Below are 20,027 nucleotides of genomic sequence, written 5' to 3'. Positions count from 1 at the left end.
CGATTGTTCCCTGTGCTGGAATGTTGTTGCGACGGGCTGGCAAGGCGTATTTGAGGGTAGCGAAATGTTTGATCTGTACAACCAGAAGAAAATCTTGGCGGGAACAGTCCTGACCACGGTTCTACTTTCCGGCTGCAGTGACGGCTCATCATCTTTGAGCGGGATCTCAGACCTGGTGACCAACCCGCCTGCCGCAGAGCAGGTGCCGATATCTCCGAAAGTTCTCGACAGTGCCGCGTCTTTCCTTGGTGCCGCCACCGGCAAGGAGATACCACTCTCGGTGGATTCGGTAGTTTTTATCAACTCTGCACTGGGTTTAAACGAGGTCTCCGCGGATCCGCAGAACCTGTTTGGTGATCTGTGGATGGTGGTACGCGATGCCTATGGCGTTCCCGTTCTGGATGCCCTGGAGTGTATCCAGCCGATCGCCTCCGAAACCATCACGCTTGCGGACGGTACCACGACTGACACGGTGCCAATGGTTATCGACACTCTGGAAGAAGAGCCGGTTTGTGCGGTGGAAGAAGGCTATGAGCAGTACACCATCGAACTCGAGATCGGCCGGCTGAACATGGTCCGCACCATGACGCAGAATCCGACTGTGTTCGCTCGCGCTCTGGAGGAGGCCATCAAAAACATCAATGCCTCAGAATCCATCAAACTGGACCCTGCCGGTCGATTGATTCTGGTTTCCAGTGATCCGGTGACCGGTTTACCCGTTGAAAACACCATCGACTCCCCTCGGGAGAACCTCGCCCTCTATAATGCACTGCTCAAGGAGGGCCGGATTGCTGGTTTCGGCCCCGAAAAGCACGAGGGCGGCCAGACCATCGCCCCCCAATGGCTCGAGATCCGGGCTGACCTTGAACTCGGAGACCTCGCTTACCTGCGGGACGGCACACCCGGGCGGGATCATGGTGTTGACCTGTATAAAGGGTATGCGGACCTGTCCGGAACTACCCATGACCGCCAGATGGACTACGCAAACCAGCTGCTGAGCTATATCCAGTACTACGATAACGGCAGTACCTGCCATTACCGGGACGATACCGGTTATGCATGGGCGCAGGTTTTCGATCTTGAGGGATATTACGGTGAGAACATCGCCGGTTTTATGACCCATGCCGATGATGCACGGCGTACCATCGTGTTCATGCACGATGTTATCCAGGATATGCCGGAAGCCCCCCTGCAGACGCTGCCCACGGCCGATGGCAGGTTCGATCTGATGCATGCCGCGGCTGCCTTCCTGGGTGGCGCCTCCAACAAGAGTGTGCCCCTGACCATCGATGGACTGGTGTTCATCAATACTGTGCTCGGCCTGAACGAAGGCGTTGATTTTACCAACAAGGGTGAAGTTTTCGGTGATCTATGGGAATTGGTACGCGACGAGAATGGGGTTCCGGTTCTGGACGGTAATGATTGTCCGCAACCGGTCTCGATGAATGGTGGTACCGTGCCAATGGAATTCGACCCGGATTCCGGTGAATGCGTGATCGTCGAAGGCTACGAGGACGATGTGATTGAACTGGAGCTTGGCCGCCTGAACGTGGTACGGGTAGCACTGACCAATCCACGGGTTCTGGACCGGGCCCTGTATGACGTGATGAATTCCATCAACGCCTCCGTCGGCCTCAAGCTCGACCTGGCTGGCCGCCTGGCTTACGGCATTGATGATGGCACCGGCAACGTCACCTACCAAACAGTCGATTCCCCGTTGGCCGGTCTGTCGCTGTACTGGGCGCTGATGCGCTGGGGCAAACTCGAGGGCACCGTTGAGATCATACAGGATGGTACGTGGACCCCGGTGGACTTGGCCATCAAAGAAGACCTGCGGGATCAGCTCACAGCTGAAGGCCTCCTGTTCCTGATGGATGGCACCGAGGCCTGCCAGGGCAATGCTGCCGACTGTGGAGCAAAACGCCTGACCAGCGGTTACGTGGACTACAGCGCCTTCAACCACACCACCGCAACCATCTACTCCGGTGCCATGGTGGATTTCGTGGAGCGTCAACCGGATGATCTCAGCTGCGCCTACGGCGACCGTACTGAGGATGTTTGGGTCCGAGTGCTGGGCAGCGACGACTACACTGGCAGCAACATAGACGCCTTCGTCAAGCAGGCCGAGGACACCCGCAACGTCATCCAGTTCATCCACACGGTGATTCAGGATCCGTTGACGGTGGCCCTGTGACAAGGTTCCGCTAGCGGAAACGCGCCAACAAACCCCGCTTCGGCGGGGTTTTTCGCTCTGAGGCGATATGATAAGAGCGCCTCATCCGCCAGCCGCCTTTAGGCTCCCGGCAACATCGGCCATTTCAAGACGTCTGGGAATATGGAAATAGCATGACACCGGCAGGCCAACCGACCACGACAGAAGTCAGATGCGAATCTGCTACGACGGTGAAGGAGAAGAAAAATTGGAGGCGCGGGTCGGAATCGAACCGGCGTACACGGAGTTGCAGTCCGCTGCATAACCACTCTGCCACCGCGCCGGGAAAAGTCCGTGGAGATCGAGGACTTTCATGCTCTCAGGTGGGCTGTGAGAGACTTGGGTTTTGATTTCCAACCGGCGAAACCGGAGAGAAATTGGAGCGGGAAACGAGATTCGAACTCGCGACCCCAACCTTGGCAAGGTTGTGCTCTACCAACTGAGCTATTCCCGCTCTTCGTGTCTGAGGCATTCGCCTCTCAACGGCTGCGTATTCTACGGATTACGTTTCCGCCGTCAACACTTTTTTTCACGTTATTGTTTTATAGGGATTTATTGGGCATTTTTTGTTCGGGGTGCACAACCTTTGATCGGTAATACCCCTGGTCGGGAAGTATGCCGGCCCATTCGGGGGCATTGCGCCCCCCGCAGGCACCTGGCTGTCAGAGCATGTCGAAAAAGGCTTTCGCCCCGCCGGCCATGAAGTAATAGTTTTCGACGCCCTTCGCTTCAAGGAAGTACTGCAACCACTGCACCTGTTTGCCGACGGCATCGTAGATCAGCAGCGGTGCGCTGTTGTCGGTTCTTTCTGCCAGCAGCTGTTCCCAGCGGGCGCGATTATCGAACGGGATGCGTTTCTCCCGGCCCATGAACAGAGCAAGGCCGGCCCGCTGTTGGTTGTCGCGGGCATCAACGGCGAAGCCGGCCTCGTCGAGATACAATCCAAATTTCTCGGGCGGCAGCAGGTGTGCCTCGAACTTGTCCCGGGTCAGCAGCTTGCCCGCGTCGGCCAGCGGTTCCCCCAGCAGCACCGTGTCATTGGGAAAGGTGCGGGCCCAGTCGAAAATGCCCGCATCGAACGACACGGTGCCGGCTACCCCTGCTCGCTCAGCCTTCACCGCCGCCTGGTAGGATTTTTCGCAGCTGCGCCCATTGCAATAGAACACCAGCTGGCTTTCGTCCTGCTGCGCCAGTGCCGCCACGCGGTCCGCAAAATCCCGCTCCGACAGCGGGATATGTTGAGCCCCGGCAATGTGGAGAGTGTTGAACTCAAATTCCGAACGAACATCGACAACAGTAACCGCGCCCAAACGCCGGTGAAGTTCGTCGAGTTCAATAACTGCAACGCCAGGATAGAGCGAACGGCCGGGAAAGCCTTCGTCGGCCTGCAGCAACCCGGCAACACTGATCAGGAAACAGAAGGCGAGAAATTGGGCAGATCTGATCATCAGATAGACATCCTTGTGGTGATCCGAACAGGGTTTTCAGCTCAGGCGCCATGATTCTTCGGACTGCTGAAGGCAAAGCCTCCACCGCTGTTCTTGCATTCCTTCGCCGAACAACTCAAATCGGGTTTGGTTTTTGATACCCATGAAAATGGACCCAAAAGGTCCACCAGACAAGTTATTGATCGCAAACATTTGTAAACTTCTTTACGCTCCCGGACACAAGACACCGGAGGCGCGAATCACGCCGCGTCACCGGGTCTTGTCACAGGATTGCCGGGCCAGGTTACAGTAGCGGCTGAGCCTTCAGTGTCTCCAGGTCGATCGGTTCCACCCCAAGGTCCTGCCACTTCTCCGGATGGCAGGTAAACAACAGGATCTGGTGACGCTGGGCAGCATCAAACAGTATCCGCTTCATGCCATCCAGCCGGCCGGTATCCGAGTGCACCAGGGTATCATCGAGGATTATCAGCGTCGGCCGTCCGGCGTCCTTCAGCAGGTCGGCGTAAGCCAGACGGCTGATCAGCCCCATTTGCTCCCGGGCACCAAAACTCAGTTCGGTCATCTGGCCGAGGTCGTTGCCACGACGGAACCTGCCGGGCACCAGGTGCTCGTCCACTTCCAGTGTCGCCTCCGGGAAGAGTACGGAAAGATAGTGATCCAGGTGTTTCTGCAATGGTGCCTGCAGTCGGCGGGTAAGCGCCTGACGCTTGTCGGTGAGGATGGTCAGCAGCAAATCGAGTGCTTCGGCGCGGCGATGAAGCTCACTGTAACGGCGATTGAGATGCTCGAGTTCAGCCGTGCTTTCATTGAACTTCTCCTCGAGTCCTTCTGCCCCCCACGCCTCCAGGCGGACACGGATATCCCGAAGCTCCCGCTCCCGGTTCTTCTGGGCAGCCTGTTGGGTTTCGGCAGCTTGCCGGTAGCGCTGAATATCCTGCTGTAACAAGTCGGGACGGGCCTGGCGAATCCTGCTTTCAATCTCTTCCAGGTTCTTAACCAGCTCGGCTTCCCGCCGCTGGGTCGCGGCAATGGTCCCGGCAATTTCCTGAAGCTGCTGCGGGTTCCCGGAGCGCTCCAGTTCCGTGCTGAGTTGTTGCCATTCGCGGTTGGCGGTCTCACAGGTCTGCCGTGCAGTCAGAACCCGCGTTTCGTGCCTGTTACGGTCCGCTTCGGCCTCCGCGACACGCTGCTCGGCGACTTTACGGGCGTGTTCCGCATCGGCAAGGCCCGGGATGTGGTCAGCCTGCTCGCCCGCAGTCTCCAGTGCTCCGTCCAGGTGCGCCTTGCAGCCCTGCAGTTCGGTAAAGGTATCTCCGGTTTCGCGGCGAAGGCGCTCCAGTCCGTGCGGAGCGACCGACAGCAACAGGTCTTCCGTGTGCCGGACCTGGCGCTCGCCATCCTGGTATCGCGCCAGCCTCTGCTCAGCTTCTTCGACTCCGGCAACGCCAAGGGCACGGAGGTGTTCGGAGAGGGTCTGCTCCAGATGGGCCAGGGTTCGCCGGGCACTGGCGAGGTCTTCACCCCCTGGTGTAATGCCCAGACGCCCGACACCGGGAATGGTCAGTTGGCCCTCGTCAAGAAGGCGAAGTTCACCCTCCCCCGCCAGGGTAGAATCGTTGAGCTGCAGGGTGTGGCCTGGCTCCAGTTGCCAGCTCAGCCGGGTGGCGATCGCCTGCGACCTGATCGTTTCTTCATCCAGCTGCCGGCGGGTGGTACGGGCTCGCTGGACCGCCTCTGCATCAATTCTGTTTTCCTGCTTCTGCTGCCGGCCCTGATCCAGCTGTTGCTGGAATCCGGACGCCTTGTCCAGATTCTGCCGGAGCGTCCGATACCGGTCTTCCAGTCTCGCCACATCCTGTTGCAATCGTGTGCGGATTTCCTGCTGGCGGGCCTGTTCCACTACCCGGGTAGCCGCTTCGTAGTCTGCACGGGCGTCTTTTACGGCCTTGTCGAGACCGGGCGTGCGAGCCTCCTCCCCGGCCAGTCGCTGCCGGGCGGCCTGCAGCTCCGCCTCCCGCTGTTTCAGTTTGGTTCCCTGGGCCTGCATCTGCTCCTGGTTCTGACGGAGCAGGTCCAGATTCTGACGCACCTGGCCGAGGCTATCCTGCGCCCGGAGCTGTTGCTGCTGCAACGACTCTACCTGGCGGAACTGCTCCCGGGCCTGTTCCATCCGGCGCAGGGCGTCCTCCCAGGGGCGCTCCGCGTTGGCACGATCAAACTCCGCTGACAGCAAGCCGAGGCGGTCAACGTGGAGCCGGTATTGCTCGATCCGGGTTGCCAGTTCTGCCAGGTCACGTTGCCGTTCATCTCGCTCTGCGGCAAGCTGCTGATACTCGCCACGGGGCTTGCCCGTAGCGGTAAGGAGTTCCGCCCGCTGTTTTTCCACGGCCTGAATGACATCATCGCCTCCGCTGCTGGCGACTTCACCCACCAGGTTATTCAGAGCGGACTTCAGGTGATCGCCGGCATGCTCAACCGCCTTCTCGATGTCCTGACCGGTACCCTGCTCCACCCACAACAGGCCGGGAATGCCCCAATGCTCGGCTTTGCTGACGCCCTTCTTCGGTAGCTGGAAGCCAAGCAGTTCAGCGAGCTTTTCTTCCGCATCCTCCCCGGAAAAACTGCGGCCATCAATGACCAGGTCACAGCGTTTACGCTGCAAAAAGCTCTTGGTGAGCTGCCATTGTTGACCGTCGTGGTCAAACTTCAGCTCGATGGTGGGCGCTGCGGCGGAATCGCCCCAGGGGCGCAGGTCTTCGACGGATTTGGAGCGGTGGCGCTCAAAGAACGCGGCTCGGATGGCCCGCACCAGGGTACTCTTGCCGGACTCATTGGGGCCGTGAATAAGGTTGATCCCCGGCTGGAGTTCCTCCAGGGCCATGGGGGTCCGAAACTGCCGAACCTGCTCGATGCGGAGTCGCTGAAGTCTCACTTGGTCACCTCCTGCGTGCCGCTGCTGAGCAGTGAGGCCAGGATGGCCAGGGCGTCCCGCGCCGGTCCGGAGACATCGCCCCCCTGCCGCAGCCGTAGCTCTTCGATGGCCTCTCCCAGATAACCATCGGCATGGAGGGCTGCAATATCCTCTTCGGTGGGTTCCAGCTGCAGGCCACTGCGGTCACAGCTGACGCTGCGGAATCGGGCTTCCGCCAGCGACAGCCCGTGGTTCAGGTGTTGGTGGCCCTCCAGGGTAATCGCACCTTCCAGACGCAGATCCAGCACCGATGCTTCCGGCAGTTCCTGCATGCGCGCAATCAGCTGGTCCAGATCCGAGGGTACCGACAGGGTTTCCCGCCACTGATACCAGCGATAACGGGCGGTGTCGTGACGGTGAACGTCAGGGAGAGCCCCCGGTTCCGCCAGGTCAACCACCAGGACATAGCCGGCATCGTTATTACGGAAGCGCTCCGGCTCCGGAGTGCCGCTGTACCAGGTGCGCTCGTTAATCTGCTTGGTACCGTGCCAGTCACCCAGCGCCAGGTAATCAAGGCCAGCCAGTTGCGTCCGATCCGGCGCGATGGGATTGGTTGCGTCCACCTCATCCGGCAACACGCCCTGAATACTGCCGTGGGCAAGACCAATGCGCAGGAGGCCGGCTGGGGTTTCCCACTCATCAAAGGCTGCGGTCAGATCACTGTAGGTGTGGCGTTGGGTTAACGGAGCGGCAAGAATGGCCAGGCGCTGCTCCGCCAGCACCGTCACCCCCGGCTCCAATGCCAGGTGAACATTGTCAGGTACGGCACCCAGACGCCCGGCACGGGTCCAGACGCTCTCGGCCAGGGCTGCATCGTGATTTCCAGGGAGCATCACCCAGGGGCCTTTGAACGCGCTGGTTGCGTTGAACACCCGGCGGATGGTCCGGTCGGAAACCGTCTGGGCATCAAACACATCGCCCGCAACCAGTACGGCATCACAGTCCTGGTCGACGGCCAGCTGTGCCAGCGCTTCGATAGCTGCGTAGCGGGCCTCGGCAAGCGCTGCGCCGTCGTCGGCGTCAAAACGACTGAACGACCGGCCCATCTGCCAGTCCGCGGTATGAAGAAATCTGGGCACGAGTGGTTCCCCTGTCTGGACGCATGCTCTTCTGGCTCACAAGGTTACCCACACCGGAAGGAAAATGCACAACCGACTGAACCTCAGCCCGTTGTCAGCGAGGACTGCCCGCACGCGCCGTGCATCGGACGGACTTCCGTTTGATACCGATATTCACTCTGTATTACGGTGGCTGCAGCCATCATAATAGCGGCTGGACACTGTTCACCAGCCCCAGCCTTCGCGGTGACGGCGTGTACACTTGACGAACGAGGTGGTTCACAATGAAGACAGTTCAGGACATGGTGGCGGCTGCCAAGGCCGAGATACGGGAAGTACCCCTGGAGCAGGCAGACGGCGCAATCAGGCAAGCGGATCTGTTGATTGATGTTCGGGAGCCGGACGAATACCACGAAGGCCACATTCCCGGTGCGATCAACATTCCGAGGGGCATCCTGGAGTTCAAGCTGACCAACGATCCGGCACTGGAAGACCGTGGCCTGAATCTGGTGATCTACTGCAAGAACAGTGGGCGCTCGGCTCTTTCCGCCAAGGCCATGAAAGAGCTGGGCTATGCCCACGTTCAGTCCATTGCGGGTGGCATCGAAGCATGGCAGGAAGCCGGCAACCCGATCGTGAAACCCGAGCTGCCGGATTTCGGCTGATCCCTTAGTGTTCCGGGGCTGCCAGTAGCGGGCCCCATGACTGTTTGGAAGGAAAGCCATAACATGCCCGCGCGTCTGCTCGCCCTGTTACTCGCCTGCGTGCTGCCCGTCGCCACTCTTGCAGATAAGCGTCCCACCCTGAATGTCTATACCCATCCGTCGTTTGCCTCCGAATGGGGGCCCGGACCAGCGGTCAAGACGGCGTTCGAGGCCCACTGCAACTGCACACTGAACTACGTGGTGCTGGACAGTGGCGGGGATATCCTGCAGCGCTTGCGGCTGGAGGGCGAGCACAGCAAAGCGGATGTTGTACTGGGCCTGGATACCGGCACCATGGAGGCGGCCCGCCAGACCGGCCTGCTGGCTTCCCACGACATTCCGCTGCAAGGACTGGCACTGCCGGTGGACTGGTCGGATGACCTGTTTGTGCCCTACGACTGGGGCTATTTCGCATTCGTTTACGATACCGAGCAATTGCCCCAGCCGCCGGCCAGTTTCGAAGACCTGCTGGCTGCCCCGGAGGACCTGAAAATCATCATCCAGGACCCCCGCACCAGTACTCCGGGTCTCGGCCTGTTGCTGTGGATGCGTCACATATACGGTGACCAGGCGGCGGAAAAATGGGCGCAGCTGAACAAGCGGATCCTGGCCACAACCAAGAGCTGGAGCGACGGTTACTTCTCGTTGTTCATGAATGGCGAGGCCCCGATGATCCTGTCCTATAGCACTTCCCCGGCCTATCATATGGCCATCGACAAGACCGACCGCTACCAGGCGGCGGCATTCCGTGAAGGCCATTACCTCCAGGTGGAAGTAGCAGCCCGGGTGCGATCCTCGGGCCAGCCGGAGTTGGGCAGGACATTCCTGCAGTTCATCCTTACCAGAGACTTCCAGCGCCATATCCCCCTGAAGAACGTCATGTACCCGGTGATCGAGCTTGGCGAGGAGCTGCCCGAGGTGTTCAGTCGGCTGATCAAGCCCACGGAAACCCGCTATTTTGAGCCGGCCACCGTTGCCGAACACCGTCGTGCCTGGCTGGATGAATGGCTTGATGCCATGACCCGCTAGGTCAGCCATTCCGTGCCCGAATCGATCCGGTCCTCCACTCCCCGCCACCCCGATGCGCCTTTCAGCAATCCCGGATGGCAGCTGTGGCCTGGCCTGCTGCTGGCCAGCCTGCTACTGATCCTCGCCGGAGGTGGTCTGGGCGCTCTGTTCTGGCAAGCGGAACTGCCGCGGGTCGCGGTACTGTGGGAGAACCGCTACCTGCGCAACGTGCTCAGCTTCACCCTCTGGCAGGCCACCCTGTCGGTCGCCCTCAGTTTACTACTGGCCCTTCCGGTAGCCCGGGCGCTGGCCCGTCAGCCTTGTTTTCCCGGCCGCAGCCTGTTGCTGCGACTGATGGAACTGAGTCTGGTGGTGCCGACCATTGTGGCGGTATCCGGCGTGGTCGGGGTGTATGGGCGCCAGGGCTGGCTGACCACCCTGGTGAACGACTGGGCGCCAGCCCTGAGCTGGAATCTTTATGGTATTAACGGCATCGTCCTGACCCATGTGTTTTTTAACGCACCCCTGGCCGCCCGCATCCTGCTTCAGACCCTGGAAAATGTGCCGCAGCCCCAGTGGCGTATCGCCAGTCAGCTTGGCCTCAGCAGTGGGTGGGTATGGCGGGCCCTGGAATGGCCGGCGTTACGCCCGGTGCTGCCAGGCATTGCCGCACTTATTTTTACCCTGTGCTTCACCAGCTTTGCCATCATTATGACCCTTGGCGGCGGGCCGGCCGCAACGACCCTCGAAGTGGCCATTTACCAGTCACTGCGATTTGACTTTGACTTCGGTCGGGCCGCGCTGCTGGCCACCGTCCAGTTGCTGATCTGCGGCAGCGTCTGGTGGCTGGCTTCACGCCGGGGCATGACCCATGCCCTGGTACCCGGACGGCAGGTTGCCGAGCAGGTCCCCCGAAAAGATGGAAGCGGCCTTCGAGGACTCTGGGATCGCCTGCTGTTACTGACGTTTACCCTGTTTCTGATCGCCCCTCTGGCGGCAGTGGCCCTTCGCGGCCTGCCAGGACTCGTCAGCACCCTGACGCAATCCGGCTCCGGGGGCCGACTCTGGGATGCGACGTTACTGAGCCTGGCCATTGCCATCCCCGCCGGCGCCAGTTCGGTACTTGCAGCCCTGCTGGTACTCGCCAGCAACGGCTCCACGCAGAAGGGCATACCAGGGCAGATCAGCGCCACCGCTGCGTACCTGCCGTTGATGGTGCCCCCGCTGGTACTGGGCACCGGGTTGTTCCTGCTGCTGCGCCCGCAACTGGGTGTCACCAGTGAGGGCCTGATACTGGTGGGACTGATCAACAGCATCATGGCCCTGCCCTTTGTATTGCAGATGTTGCGGGGCCCGTTGCGGGGGCTGGATATCGCAAGCATTCACCAGGCAGACCAGTTGGGCATCCTCGGCTGGTATCGCTGGCGCTGGCTGCACTGGCCCAGAATGCGGCGTCCCTTCGCTCTCGCCATGGCTTATGCCACCGGCTTGTCGCTGGGCGACTTCGGGGTAATTGCACTGTTTGGCTCACCGGAGGAACCGACGATTCCGGTGCTGCTGTACCAGCAGCTGGGCAGCTACCAGATGGCCGCAGCCGCCGGCACCGGCCTATGGCTGATTACCGTGTTACTGGCTGTGTTTGCCCTGTTCAACCTGCTCGGCCGGCCCCCTGCCACCGCACACCTTCGGGAGCCCGAACATGCTTGAAGTCCGTGACCTGATCTTTGCCTACCCCGGGCAACTCCGGCCCTGGCACTTCGACTTTTCCGTGGCACCTGGAACCTGCCTGGCTATTCACGGCGCCAGCGGTTCCGGCAAATCCACCCTGCTCAACCTGTTGGCAGGGTTCCTGGAACCCCTGTCCGGCGATATTCGCTGGCAAGGTGAGTCCCTGGTGCACCGGCGGCCCTGGCAACGGCCTATGACCAGCGTTTTTCAGGAGCACAATCTGTTCGAGCACCTGGATGTGATGACCAACATCGGGCTGGGGCTGCACCCTGGCCTCAAACTGACCGCGGAGCAGCAACTGGCCATCACCCAGGGCCTGCAGGAAGTCGGCCTGGCAGGGCTGGGCAAGCGGATGCCAGCCGAGCTGTCGGGAGGCCAGCGCCAGCGGGTGGCACTGCTGCGGGCCATGCTGCGCTCTGAGCCCGTGCTCCTGCTCGACGAGCCACTCACCGGGCTGGATGACGAAGCCCGCCAGCTGATGCGGAAAATGCTCCTGAAGAGTAAGGCGGCCGGCAGCATCCTCATTCTGGCCAGCCATGATGAGGAAGATCGCTCGGTGCTGGCGGATAACGTCTGGAATCTCTAAGCTTGCTATCAGGCGTGCTGATTTTTCCCCGACAATGAAAGGATTACCGTGCCCAGGCACCATTCCCCCGCAACCGACAAGACCTCGCTCCCCAACGGCGGAAATGCCGGACGGGCGATCGTTGCCGACGGCAAACTGCGGATTGAAGGCGACTGGGTGCTGGCCCACTATCCGGCCCTGCAACAACAGGTAAGCCAACTGATTGCCGGGGGACCTTTTGCCGGTGAAACCGACATCAACGGCCTCGCCCGGGTGGATACCGCAGGCGCGGCCCAGTTGGTACAACTGCTTGGCCCGGAGGCATTGCTGGACCTGACGACAACGAACCGCCTGCCCGCCGAGCGTAACGCCCTGCTCCATGCTGTCGCTGAGGCGATGGCCGGGCGCAGCCGCCCCGAACAGCCCGCCCCGTCCCCGGTCACCGCCTTGCTGGCCGAGACCGGCAAACGGGTGGAGGCGCTCTACCGGCTGCTGTGGATGTTGTCAGGGTTTATCGGCCAGACCCTCACCACCCTGCTCCAGGTTCTTCCGCGACCGCGGCGCTGGCGCATCACGCCCTTCGTGGCGTCCATTCAGGACACCGGACTGAATGCACTGCCTATCGTCGCCCTGCTGACGTTCCTGGTCGGGGCCGTGGTCGCCTTCCTCGGCGCCACGGTGCTGAGGGATTTCGGCGCCACCATCTACACGGTCAACCTGGTGACCTTCGCGTTTCTGCGGGAATTCGGTGTGCTGCTTGCGGCCATTTTGCTGGCCGGTCGTACCGCCAGCGCCTTTACGGCGCAGATCGGCGCCATGAAAGTGAACGAAGAGCTGGACGCCATCCGCACCATGGGCCTGAACCCGGTGGAACTGCTGGTGGTTCCCCGGGTTCTTGCGATGATGGTGAGTCTTCCGGTGCTGACCTTCGTCGGCATGATGTCCGGAATCTTCGGCGGAGCGCTGGTGTGTGCCCTGTCCCTGGACATTTCACCCTCCCAGTTTCTCGCGATCATGCAGCGGGATATCGCCATCAATCACTTTCTGGTGGGCATCGGCAAGGCACCGGTGTTCGCCTTCCTGATCGCGGTGATTGGTTGCCTGGAAGGTTTCAAAGTTGGTGGCAGTGCCCAGTCGGTGGGCGAACACACCACCTCCAGTGTGGTCCAGTCGATTTTTATGGTTATCCTGCTGGACGCGATCGCTGCGCTATTCTTTATGGAAATGGACTGGTAACCGGAGAATCAGCGGATTAACAGATAGGTAACTGGCAGTTATTGGTCCTGACGGGTAGTAGTTGGTAGTTACTGGTAGTCACTTATGGTCACTTGTGGAGGGAGGCTGAAATGACAGGGACCGAATCGCCCACCCATCGCGGGACCCCGGTCATCGAGGTCAGGGACCTGTGCAACCGGTTCGGCGACCATGTGGTCCATGAGGATCTGGACCTGGACCTGTTCCGGGGCGAAATCCTTGGCGTGGTTGGCGGCTCGGGGACCGGTAAATCCGTCCTGCTGCGTAGCATTGTCGGCCTCAACAAGCCGGTCTCCGGCCATATCCGGGTGTTTGGCCAGGATCTCACCAGCCTGTCGGCCGCCGAGCGGTCTGAAACCGAGCAACGGTTCGGCGTACTGTTCCAGGCCGGCGCGCTGTTTACTTCCCTCAACCTGCAGGAGAACATCGCCGTGCCACTGATAGAGCATGCGGGCCTGCCAAGGTCGCAGGCCGAAGAACTGGCCCGCATGAAACTCGCGCTGACCGGTCTGCCCCCGGCCGCCGCCCTGAACTACCCTGCGGAGTTGTCCGGAGGGATGGTCAAGCGCGCAAGCCTCGCGCGGGCGCTGGCACTGGACCCGGAGGTGCTGTTTCTCGACGAGCCCACTGCCGGCCTAGATCCGATCGGGGCCGCCGGATTTGACCGGCTGCTCGTTACCCTGCGAGATGCGTTGGGGCTGACCGTATTCCTGGTAACCCACGACCTGGACACCCTGTACAGCACCTGCGACCGGGTGGCGGTGCTGTCACAGCGCAAGGTGCTGGTAGCGGATACGCTCGACCGGGTCACCGCTACGGACGATGAATGGATACAGGATTACTTCCACGGCCCGCGGGGTCGCGCCGCGAGTTATGCCGCCCGCGCCAGAGCGGAAACCACTGAGGAGTAAATGCATGGAGCCCAAGGCCCATCATGTGATCATTGGCCTGTTTACCCTGGTCGCCGTTGCCGCCGCCCTGGGTTTTGCGCTGTGGCTGGGCAAGTCTTCCACCGACCGGGAGTGGGCGTATTACCAGATCGAATTCAACCATGCCGTTAGCGGGCTGTCGATCGGCAACCCGGTGCTTTACAGCGGCGTTCAGGTGGGCGACGTGCTGGATCTGAAACTCGACCCGGAGGTCCCCGGTCATGTACAGGTTTTCGTGCGGGTCGACCGGGAGGTTCCGATCCGGGAAAACACCCGCGCCGGACTGATTCTGGCCAACATCACCGGGGCAATGAATGTGCAGTTCAGCGGGGGCACACCGGACAGTCCGGTATTGAATGGCAACCGCTCCGACCCGCCGCTGATTATTGCCGAACCGTCGGCCTTCTCCAGTCTGCTTGATAACAGCGAGATGCTGATGCAGAAGGCCGACCAGCTGCTGACAAATGCGGTTCGTCTGATGTCCGAACAGAACAGCGAAAACCTGACCGCGATCCTCGGGAACATCAGGATTGCCACCGAGGCCCTGCTGGAGCGCCGTGGCCAGCTCGAAGCACTGCTGGAAAGGCTGGACGCGGCAGGAACCCGGGCCGAGGAGGCTGCCATCAAGGTGTCGGCGGTTTCCGACAATGCCAACGCGCTGCTCCAGGACGAAGGTCGTGACGCCTTGACCAGCCTCGCGGAAGCCCTGCGCAGCGTGCAGGGGACTGCGGATCGCATTGATGCGCTGGTACGCACCAATGAGGGCGCCCTTGATGCAGGTTTCCAGAGCATGGGCGAGCTGGCCCCCGCCTTACGGGAGCTGCGCAGTACCCTACGTAACCTGAACCAGTTTACCCGGCGCCTGGAGGACGATCCCGCTGGTGTCCTCTTTGCCCCGGAACGAATCCAGGAGTTGCCCCGGTGAATACCACAACCCTAAACCCACCCCACGGCGCCCGTACCGGTCTCCGACCAGCCGCCCTGGCGCTGGGTCTGTCCGTCCTCATGGCCGGCTGTACCTTGCTGCCGGACCGGGAAGCCCCGAGAGTGATGGACCTGCCGGTGCCGCAGCTGGAAAACCGGGCCGGTGCCGCCCTTGGCCTGACCCTGCAAGTGGATACGCCACACGCCACCGAACCCTTCGGCAGCTCGCGCATTCTCGCCAGGCCGGAGCCCCTGGAATACAAGGTATACGGTGGTGTGCGCTGGCGGGATACCGGGCCCACCCTGGTACGGGAACTGATGATCGGAGTGCTGCGCCAGAGCGGGCGCTTTGATGCGGTGATCAATGAGACCAGTCCGGCTGGCAGCGACCTGACCCTGGTCAGTGATCTGTACGGGTTCCACCGGGAACCGGCAGGGCAAGGTTACCAGGCGGTGATCCGTCTCTATGCCCAGCTGCTTGATAACCGCAGCCGGGAAACCCTGTGCAGCCGTGATTTCCGAATTGCAGCGCCGGCCTTCAGCGATACCGTAGAGGCCGTTGCCATGGCCTTCAGTGCCGGAGGTGAGGCGCTGGCCAACCTGCTGCTGCCGTGGCTTGAAGCGTGTATTACCGGGGCGAATCCTGCTTCGGAAACAGATCCGGCCAGGCAGCCTTGAGGTACAAACCCATCGACCACAGGGTCAGCGCGGCGGCCAGGTAAAGCAAGCCAATGGCGACATAGGCCCAGAACACCCCTGGCGGGAACGCCAGCAGGCCCACGATGGCAATCATCTGCGCCGTCGTCTTTACCTTGCCAATGTAGGAGACCGCCACACTGGCGCGACTGCCAATTTCCGCCATCCACTCCCGCAGTGCGGAGATCACGATTTCCCGTCCGATAATCACGGTGGCCGGGATGGTCAGCAAAAGCACCGCGTACTCCTGGATCAGCACCGCCAGGGCCACCGCCACCATCAGCTTGTCCGCGACCGGGTCGAGGAAGGCGCCGAACGGCGTACTCTGGTTCAGTTTGCGGGCCAGGTAGCCATCGAGCCAGTCGGTTATGCCGGCAAGGGCAAAGATCGCCGCACTGACCACATAACTCCAGCCCACCGGCAAAAAGAAGACCACCACGAAAACCGGAATCATCACGATGCGGGACAGGGTCAACAGGTTTGGTAAATTCATGTGTTCCTTACTCGTCATGCAGTGCTGCGTAGATCGATTCTGCCAGGCCCTTGCTGATGCCCTGGACTTTGGCTATTTCATCAACGCCAGCCTTGCGTATTTCCTGAATGCCGCCGAAATAACGGATAAGATCCCGCCTGCGCTTGGGTCCGACCCCTTCAATACCTTCGAGAGTTGACTGGCGACGCTTCTTGTCTCGCCTGGCCCGGTGACCCGTGATTGCAAAGCGGTGGGATTCATCCCGGATATGCTGGATCAGATGCAATGCCGGAGAGTCCGCCGGTACGCGAAACACCGTATCGGTCAGCGCATCAATCAGTTGCTCCATTCCGGCACGGCGGGTGACCCCTTTGGCCACACCGATCAGCGGAATATCCGAAATTCCCAGTTCTTCAAAGACTTCGCGGGCAATATTCAACTGCCCCTTACCACCGTCAATGAACACCAGATCCGGCCGTTTGCCATCGCCAGACACCAGCCTGCGATAACGCCGGGTCAGCACCTGGCGCATGGCAGCATAATCATCACCGCCGGTGATCCCTTCGATGTTATACAGCCGGTAATCACTCTTGAGTGGCCCATTCTCATCGAAAACCACGCAGGATGCGACCGTATTTTCCCCATGACTATGGCTGATATCAAAACATTCCATCCGCGATGGCGTTTCCGCCAGTTCCAGCAGGTCCCTCAAGGCCAACAGGCGGCGGTACACGGTTTCCTTGCTGGCCAGGTGCGTCAGCAGGGTCTGGCGGGCATTGGTCATAGCCAGTTCCAGCCAGCGCCGGCGTTCGCCGCGAACATTCCGGCGAATCCGTGTCTCCCGGCCGGCGACATCGGACAGCGCCTCTGCCAGCAGCTCACTCCCTTCTACCTCGACCGGCACCAGGATATCCCGCGGAATGTCCCGCCGGGTGTTGCCACCAAAATAGTACTGGCCAAGGAACGCACTCAGCAATTCGCCTTCCGTCTGTTCGATGGAAAACCTGGGGAAGTAATCCTTGGTACCCAGCACCCGGCCACCGCGAACGATAATGACCACCACACAGACGATGCCGGCATCCTGGGCGACCGCAATCACATCCGCGTCGCCCCCTTCGCCGTCCACCGACTGCTGCTCCTGTACGTGGCGCAGATAATTGATCTGGTCACGATAGGCCGCCGCCTTTTCGAACTCCAGCCTGCCGGAGGCCTGCTCCATGGCGTCCATCAGGTCACGGATGATGGCAGGGTTCTTGCCTTCCAGGAACATGGTGGCGTGGCGAACATCTTCCTGGTACTGCTCCGGCGTTATGTAATTGACGCAAGGCGCGGTGCAGCGATGAATCTGATACTGCAGACACGGCCGGGTACGATTCCTGAAATAGCTTTCATCACAGGATCTTATGCGGAATATCTTCTGCAGAATATTAAGACTTTCCTTGACCGCTCCGGAGCTGGGAAACGGCCCGAACCAGGTGCCACCGCCCTTGCGGGTACGGCCCCTCCGAAAGGTCAGCGACGGGTAATCGCTGTGCGCCGAAAGATAGATGTAAGGATAGGATTTATCATCCCGCAACAGGATGTTATAGGGTGGTCGCAGGGATTTGATGAGGTTCTGTTCAAGCAGCAGCGCTTCGGTTTCGCTGCCGGTGATGGTGATCTCGATGTGCGCAATACGGCTGACCAGGGCTTCGGTCTTCGGGGCCAGGCCGGATTTGCGGAAGTAGCTGCTCACCCGTTTCTTGAGGTTGCGGGCCTTGCCCACGTACAGCACATTACCGCCCTCGTCGAACATCCGGTAAACACCCGGCCGTTCGGTGAGCTGTTTCAGGAAGTTCCTGGTGTCAAAACTGCGGGGTTCGTGATCAGACCTTGTCGGCATCAAGCAGTCCGAGTCTCACCGCCATCAGCGCCAGTTCCACGTCGCTGGAAATTTCCAGCTTCTCGAAAATACGATACCGGTAGCTGTTGACGGTTTTGGGGCTGAGGCAGAGTTTGTCGGAGATATCCTGCACCTTCTGGCAGTCCACAACCATCATGGCAATCTGCATTTCCCGCTCGGACAACCGGTCAAACAGGGACTCGCCCTGCTCTTCGCCGTTATCGCCGCCAAGCTGCTTCAGTGCCATTTTCTGGGCGATTTCCGGGCTGATATAACGCTGCCCGGAGTGCGCCATGCGAATGGCCCGGAGCATTTCGCGGATATCTGCCCCTTTGGTGATATAGGCTGTCGCGCCAGCCTGCATGACCCGCGTGGGATAGGGATCATCGGCACAGGCAGTGACCACGATAATACGAATACTGTCGTCAATACGCAGGATCTTGCGGGTAGCCTCGAGCCCACCGATACCCGGCATGCGGATGTCCATCAGAACGATGTCCGGGCGGTCTCCGCGGACTACCTCGATGGCTTCCTCGCCGGATGACGCCTGCCCGATGACCTCAAGGTCCGGGTTATCCGCCAGCATCCGGGTAATCCCGGAGCGAACCAGTTCGTGGTCATCAACAACCAATACCCTGATCAAAACTCACCTCACCCTGAGCTGACGCATTGAAAAACCCCACGGATTGTAACGTCTTGGGCGGCCCAGCGGTAGTGAACCGCCCGAGATTAATCTCACTGTGCGGGCCCGAGCCCTGCCGTGTTTTCCACCGGATCGAACCATACCACCAGTTCACCCCGATGCACCGCAGCCAGCACGCGCTCCCGCTCGCTTAACGGACTCTCCACTTCATTCAGGCCGTGGTAACGGGTGCAATATTCCTCGGCAAGCCCTTCGAGCTGGTCCTGTGTCAGCAAGTCGGCCTCCACCACAAACTTCTCCTGCCGCGGATCCGGTGTGGAAGTCTGACCCATTTCGTCGTTCATATCGCTCTCATTGCTGGATTCATGGCGTCAATGATAGTGGCTTTACGACCTTCGGTGAAGGATAGCGGCTGCCACCTTCAAAATTGTGACGGGTTTCTCTATCATCCTCTCTTTAATAACGTTTGGATGCTAATGAACCAATCCGTCTTCCGCCTCACCCTGCCGATCCTGTTCGGCTACCTGCCACTGGGAATGGCATTTGGCGTGCTGTTCACCACCCAGCTGGACTACCCTTGGTGGGCTGCCCCGCTGATGGGGCTGGTTGTCTATGCCGGTGCCGGCCAGATCCTGGCAGTCAGCCTGCTGGCGGTCAACGCCGGCTTGCTGGAAGTGCTCATTGCGATGTTTGTGCTTAACGCCCGCCACCTGTTCTATGGCCTGTCCCTGCTCGGGCAGTTCCGCGGCGCCGGCTGGCGCAAGGCGTATCTGATTTTCGGCCTGACTGATGAAACCTACTCGCTGCTGACCAGCCGGTCCCGCAGTGGCGACAGGCACCATGAGCAGGCAGTGGATTTCCGCATAACACTGTTCAACCAGTGTTACTGGGTTGCCGGTTGTGCCGCCGGCGCCCTGCTGGGGGCCAATGTCACGTTCGACAGCACCGGCATCGAGTTTGCGCTGGTGGCCCTGTTCATCGTGCTGACCATCGAGCAGTTCCGGGCGCTGGGCGACAGCTTCCCGATCTGGACCGGCGCCGCCGCAGCAGCTGTCGCCACCTTCCTGCTGCCGGCGGCACACCAGCTGATCGGCGCCATCTTGATGGTCACCCTGGTGTTGCTGATCCAGTATCGCCGGTTACGGTCCGCTCGACTTCAGGAGGGCCTTGAACATGGCTGAATCCTGGTATCTTGCGGCTTTTATCGGCGTAACGGCCATTGCCACCTTTGCCACCCGGGTCATTCCGTTCCTGTTTTTCGAGCGGCACACCGACCACCCGCTCATCAAGCATCTGGGGCGCTACCTGCCCGCGGCCGTCATGGCCCTGCTGGCCACCGTTTTCCTCCAGCGTTCTGCCAACTGGAGTGCCGACGTGCCGGGGCTCGATGCCCTTCTCCCTGGCCTGCTGGTGGTGGTCATTCATCTGTGGCGGCGCAACGCCCTGCTGTCCATTGCGGCGGGCACCATCGCCTACATGACGATCCAGCAACTGGCTCTGGTGCCGGCGTGACCGCCTTCCACTTTGACCTCA

The 20,027-nt window shown here is 60.6% G+C and carries 18 protein-coding genes and 2 tRNA genes; 11 read left to right on the top strand and 9 right to left on the bottom strand.

Features of this window, described 5'->3' with window-relative positions:
- Positions 1–175 precede the first annotated feature (175 nt).
- Positions 176–2,194, top strand: a complete 2,019-nt coding sequence (locus tag CLH61_RS02480; protein WP_143752058.1) for a hypothetical protein — start codon at positions 176–178, stop codon at positions 2,192–2,194.
- 227 nt (positions 2,195–2,421) lie between these two features.
- On the opposite strand, the gene CLH61_RS02475 is transcribed toward CLH61_RS02480, so the two are convergent.
- The 5 genes from CLH61_RS02475 to CLH61_RS02455 all read right to left on the bottom strand — a co-directional run bounded on the left by CLH61_RS02475 (position 2,422) and on the right by CLH61_RS02455 (position 7,710).
- Positions 2,422–2,495, bottom strand: a tRNA-Cys gene (locus CLH61_RS02475).
- Positions 2,496–2,590: 95 nt separating this feature from the next.
- Positions 2,591–2,666 (bottom strand) — tRNA-Gly (locus CLH61_RS02470).
- 208 nt (positions 2,667–2,874) lie between these two features.
- Entirely contained in the window at positions 2,875–3,660 is a 786-nt protein-coding gene (locus CLH61_RS02465) for a rhodanese-like domain-containing protein (RefSeq protein WP_099613105.1), read from the bottom strand.
- Between the two features lie 283 nt (positions 3,661–3,943).
- Positions 3,944–6,592, bottom strand: coding sequence for an AAA family ATPase (locus CLH61_RS02460; RefSeq protein ID WP_099613104.1), 2,649 nt, complete (start codon positions 6,590–6,592; stop codon positions 3,944–3,946).
- Positions 6,589–7,710 carry a metallophosphoesterase family protein gene (locus CLH61_RS02455; protein ID WP_099613103.1) on the bottom strand — a complete coding sequence of 374 codons (1,122 nt, stop codon included), beginning with the start codon at positions 7,708–7,710 and terminating at the stop codon, positions 6,589–6,591. The genes CLH61_RS02460 and CLH61_RS02455 overlap by 4 nt, the downstream gene beginning before the upstream one ends.
- Positions 7,711–7,973: 263 nt before the next feature.
- On the opposite strand from CLH61_RS02455, the gene CLH61_RS02450 reads away from it, so the two are divergent.
- The 8 genes from CLH61_RS02450 (at position 7,974) to CLH61_RS02415 (ending at position 15,479) form a co-directional block, all read left to right on the top strand.
- Complete coding sequence (locus CLH61_RS02450) at positions 7,974–8,354, top strand: rhodanese-like domain-containing protein (RefSeq protein WP_099613102.1); 381 nt, start codon at positions 7,974–7,976, stop codon at positions 8,352–8,354.
- 63 nt (positions 8,355–8,417) lie between these two features.
- Entirely contained in the window at positions 8,418–9,422 is a 1,005-nt protein-coding gene (thiB, locus tag CLH61_RS02445) for a thiamine ABC transporter substrate binding subunit (protein WP_099613101.1), read from the top strand.
- A gap of 12 nt (positions 9,423–9,434) precedes the next feature.
- Complete coding sequence (gene thiP / locus CLH61_RS02440; RefSeq protein ID WP_228152500.1) at positions 9,435–11,108, top strand: thiamine/thiamine pyrophosphate ABC transporter permease; 1,674 nt, start codon at positions 9,435–9,437, stop codon at positions 11,106–11,108.
- On the top strand, positions 11,101–11,715 hold the full coding sequence (locus CLH61_RS02435) for an ATP-binding cassette domain-containing protein (RefSeq protein WP_099613100.1): 615 nt from the start codon (positions 11,101–11,103) through the stop codon (positions 11,713–11,715). The genes thiP and CLH61_RS02435 overlap by 8 nt, the downstream gene beginning before the upstream one ends.
- Before the next feature lie 117 nt (positions 11,716–11,832).
- Complete coding sequence (locus CLH61_RS02430; RefSeq protein ID WP_099613229.1) at positions 11,833–12,930, top strand: MlaE family ABC transporter permease; 1,098 nt, start codon at positions 11,833–11,835, stop codon at positions 12,928–12,930.
- A 110-nt stretch (positions 12,931–13,040) separates the two neighbouring features.
- Positions 13,041–13,859 (top strand): ABC transporter ATP-binding protein, encoded by an 819-nt coding sequence (locus CLH61_RS02425; protein ID WP_099613099.1) that lies wholly within the window; start codon positions 13,041–13,043, stop codon positions 13,857–13,859.
- 4 nt (positions 13,860–13,863) lie between these two features.
- Entirely contained in the window at positions 13,864–14,802 is a 939-nt protein-coding gene (locus CLH61_RS02420; protein WP_099613098.1) for an MlaD family protein, read from the top strand.
- Positions 14,799–15,479, top strand: a complete 681-nt coding sequence (locus tag CLH61_RS02415) for an ABC-type transport auxiliary lipoprotein family protein (RefSeq protein WP_099613097.1) — start codon at positions 14,799–14,801, stop codon at positions 15,477–15,479. Before CLH61_RS02420 ends, CLH61_RS02415 begins: the two co-directional genes overlap by 4 nt.
- Here the strand turns inward: CLH61_RS02415 and pgsA are convergent.
- The 4 genes from pgsA to CLH61_RS02395 all read right to left on the bottom strand — a co-directional run bounded on the left by pgsA (position 15,430) and on the right by CLH61_RS02395 (position 18,838).
- Complete coding sequence (pgsA, locus tag CLH61_RS02410) at positions 15,430–15,990, bottom strand: CDP-diacylglycerol--glycerol-3-phosphate 3-phosphatidyltransferase (RefSeq protein ID WP_099613096.1); 561 nt, start codon at positions 15,988–15,990, stop codon at positions 15,430–15,432. The genes CLH61_RS02415 and pgsA overlap by 50 nt on opposite strands.
- A gap of 7 nt (positions 15,991–15,997) precedes the next feature.
- Positions 15,998–17,851, bottom strand: a complete 1,854-nt coding sequence (gene uvrC / locus CLH61_RS02405) for an excinuclease ABC subunit UvrC (RefSeq protein ID WP_099613095.1) — start codon at positions 17,849–17,851, stop codon at positions 15,998–16,000.
- Positions 17,835–18,494 carry a UvrY/SirA/GacA family response regulator transcription factor gene (uvrY, locus tag CLH61_RS02400; protein ID WP_099613094.1) on the bottom strand — a complete coding sequence of 220 codons (660 nt, stop codon included), beginning with the start codon at positions 18,492–18,494 and terminating at the stop codon, positions 17,835–17,837. The genes uvrC and uvrY overlap by 17 nt, the downstream gene beginning before the upstream one ends.
- Before the next feature lie 92 nt (positions 18,495–18,586).
- Positions 18,587–18,838, bottom strand: coding sequence for a YheU family protein (locus tag CLH61_RS02395; protein WP_099613093.1), 252 nt, complete (start codon positions 18,836–18,838; stop codon positions 18,587–18,589).
- Positions 18,839–18,970: 132 nt separating this feature from the next.
- Here CLH61_RS02395 and CLH61_RS02390 point away from each other — a divergent pair, with 132 nt between their 5' ends.
- Both CLH61_RS02390 and CLH61_RS02385 read left to right on the top strand, forming a co-directional pair.
- Positions 18,971–19,675 carry an AzlC family ABC transporter permease gene (locus tag CLH61_RS02390; RefSeq protein ID WP_099613228.1) on the top strand — a complete coding sequence of 235 codons (705 nt, stop codon included), beginning with the start codon at positions 18,971–18,973 and terminating at the stop codon, positions 19,673–19,675.
- Positions 19,668–20,006 (top strand): branched-chain amino acid transporter permease, encoded by a 339-nt coding sequence (locus CLH61_RS02385; RefSeq protein ID WP_099613092.1) that lies wholly within the window; start codon positions 19,668–19,670, stop codon positions 20,004–20,006. Before CLH61_RS02390 ends, CLH61_RS02385 begins: the two co-directional genes overlap by 8 nt.
- The last annotated feature ends 21 nt before the right edge of the window (positions 20,007–20,027 follow it).

The organism is Marinobacter profundi (assembly GCF_002744715.1).
GTDB classification, from domain to species: Bacteria; Pseudomonadota; Gammaproteobacteria; order Pseudomonadales; family Oleiphilaceae; genus Marinobacter; species Marinobacter profundi.
Note: the sequence above shows the minus strand (reverse complement) of the source record. Positions and strands in the feature narration are given on the sequence as shown.